This is a genomic window from Collinsella aerofaciens, from assembly GCF_018785245.1.
GTDB lineage: Bacteria > Actinomycetota > Coriobacteriia > Coriobacteriales > Coriobacteriaceae > Collinsella > Collinsella aerofaciens_AD.
In genome coordinates this window covers 1-2,496 of the sequence record NZ_WQPL01000050.1, presented here as the reverse complement: position 1 = coordinate 2,496, position 2,496 = coordinate 1, and the positions used below count along the sequence as shown (strand labels likewise).

Here is a 2,496-nt window from a genome sequence, read left to right as displayed (position 1 = left end):
TCCAGATTCTAGGACAGGGGCCGCTTGCGTTTGGCGGTCAGCCGTCGGCGCGCTTACACCAACATTTCCGACGCGATCCCAGGACGTATGCAATCTGCCGGCACCTCTACGGGGACCTTGGATCAATATTTGGTGGCATATTTGACGGCGTGCTTGGTAGCAAAACAAAACAGCCCAGAGGACATAGCCTCTGAGCTGCGAACATTTGGTGGGCGTTAGAAGATTTGAACTTCTGACCTCTTCCGTGTCAGGGAAGCGCTCTCCCCCTGAGCTAAACGCCCAAATGGAGCGGACAACGGGGCTCGAACCCGCGACCCCAACCTTGGCAAGGTTGTGCTCTACCAACTGAGCCATGTCCGCTTACGAGGATTAATCTTACGTGATGCCCGCATCCTATGCAAGAACTTTTTTTAAAAAGTTTTGCAACGCCCTCGCGAACCTCGCGAAGACATCAGCCACCACGGAAGGCGCGAACAAACGCAGGCTCTCCGCAAGAGACCCCTACATCTCACCGAGCATGATCCAGGCAGAGCTGTCCTGCGCGAGCCTGCCGTCTGCAAGCGGTGATGAGGTGAGCAGGACCCTGCCCGCCGGCAGCTCCACGGGTGCTGCACCGAAGTTCGTCACACACGCCCAGCCGTTGTCGCGGCGATAGGCGATGACGCCGCCCTCAGCGCCCTCGGCACCATCCGCAAGACCGGTGCGCCCGTCAAGATCGAGCCACGCAAGATCGTTGGCGCACCCGCGCAGCTTGCGCCGCAGCCAGAGGGCGTCACGATAGAGCGCAAGCATCGATGTCGGGTCCACTTCTTCCCTATCGGCAGCATAATCGGAAAACCATGCAGGCTGCGGCAGATGGGGCGCCGCATCGGCGTCTGCCGGCGAAAACCCAAACGATCCGCCATGCGCGGGATCGTCCGCCGCCACCCACGGCAGGGGCACACGACAGCCGTCGCGCCCCTTCTCACGCTTCGGTCCGTGCGTATTGGTCGCAGTAGGGTCTTCGAGTGCAGCCCACGGGATATCAGCCACCTCAAAAAGGCCGAGCTCCTCACCCTGATACACGTATGCCGAGCCCGGAAGCGCCAGCTCAAGCAAAAGGGCCGCCCGCGCGCGGCGCTCGCCGAGTTCACGGTCCTCGTCATAAGACGACCCGTCGCGTAAGAGCCAGTCGAGCGCAATCTGGTGGTAGCGCGCCGCCTTGATTTGCGGCAGGGCATAGCGTGTCGCCACGCGCGGCACGTCGTGGTTGGAGAGTACCCAGGTCGAGGCGGAATCGGATTCGACGGCTGCCTTCAAGCCCTTCTCGATTGCAGTGTGCATGTCATCATAGGTCCAAGTGGCCTTGGCAAACTCAAAGTTGAATGTCTGGCCAAGCTCGCTGGGACGCGCGTAGAGATACTGGCGCTCGGGCAGCACCCACGCCTCGGCAACGGCACTGCGCGGCGGATTATAGCGGTCGAACACGCGGCGCCACTCGCGATAGATCTCGTGGACCTCATTGCGGTCCCACAGCGGATGGGTGCCGTCGTCAACCATGTCATCGCCCTCGGCGAGATGCCACCGGTCGAGGTCATCGCGGTCGAGATCCTTGGCGAGACCCTGCGCCACATCAATGCGAAAGCCGTCGACGCCTCGATCGCTCCAAAACGCCAGGACGTCGCAAAAGAGCGCGTGAACCTCAGGGCATGACCAGTCAAAGTCCGGCTGCTCGGGCGTAAACATGTGCAGATACCACTGACCGTCCGCAACACGCGTCCATGCGGGGCCGCCAAAGTTGGCATTCCAATTGGTGGGAGGCAGCTCGCCATGCTCGCCGCGACCATCGCGGAAGATATAACGGGCGCGCTCGGGCGATCCGGGGCCGGCGGCAAGAGCAGCTTTGAACCAGGGGTGCTGGTTGGATGAATGGTTGGGCACGATGTCGACGATGACCTTGATGCCACGCGCGTGAGCCGCAGCGATCATGTCATCAAAGTCGTCAAGCGAGCCGAGACGCGGATCGACATCGCAGTAGTCCGCCACATCATAGCCGCCATCGACAAGAGGCGATGGATAAAACGGGCTCAGCCAGATGGCCTCGATACCCAGCCGCTCAAGATAGTCCATCTGCTGGGTAATGCCCGCGATATCGCCCAGACCCGAACCAGTCGAATCCTTAAACGAGCGCGGATAGATCTGATAGATCGCGGCGTCGGACATCCATGAGCGCGAAGAAGACTTTTCTGTAGCCATGGGGCGTATCTCCCTTGCAACGAGGTTATGCGAGATGCCCACGATGATACGCCCAAAGCGGACATTCGCGGCAAACAACGCCACAGCCGCGACCCAAAACGCTCGCTCCCTCTCGGGTTCGAACCCCCGGGACGAATCGACCGATTGGTGAAAAGAACGGAAGACCCACTTTCCCGGCCACGACAGACACTATGACCCAATCCGAGGGCACGGAAACGACAGGAGCCCCCGCTCGTGACCGCGGGTCGGGGCTGCGACAAT

1 protein-coding gene and 2 tRNA genes are annotated in these 2,496 nt (G+C 61.1%); all 3 read right to left on the bottom strand.

What is annotated here, in order from left to right; genetic code table 11:
- Positions 1-206 precede the first annotated feature (206 nt).
- The 3 genes from GPK39_RS08650 to GPK39_RS08640 all read right to left on the bottom strand — a co-directional run bounded on the left by GPK39_RS08650 (position 207) and on the right by GPK39_RS08640 (position 2,235).
- Positions 207-281 (bottom strand) — tRNA-Val (locus GPK39_RS08650).
- 3 nt (positions 282-284) lie between these two features.
- Positions 285-360 (bottom strand) — tRNA-Gly (locus GPK39_RS08645).
- 141 nt (positions 361-501) lie between these two features.
- Entirely contained in the window at positions 502-2,235 is a 1,734-nt protein-coding gene (locus GPK39_RS08640) for a glycoside hydrolase family 13 protein (RefSeq protein ID WP_252204846.1), read from the bottom strand.
- Positions 2,236-2,496: the final 261 nt, after the last annotated feature.

Coding starts and splice junctions, on each gene's coding strand:
- GPK39_RS08640 (WP_252204846.1), bottom strand. CDS start 2,235: ATGGCTACAGAAAAGTCTTCTTCGCGCTCATGGATGTCCGACGCCGCG.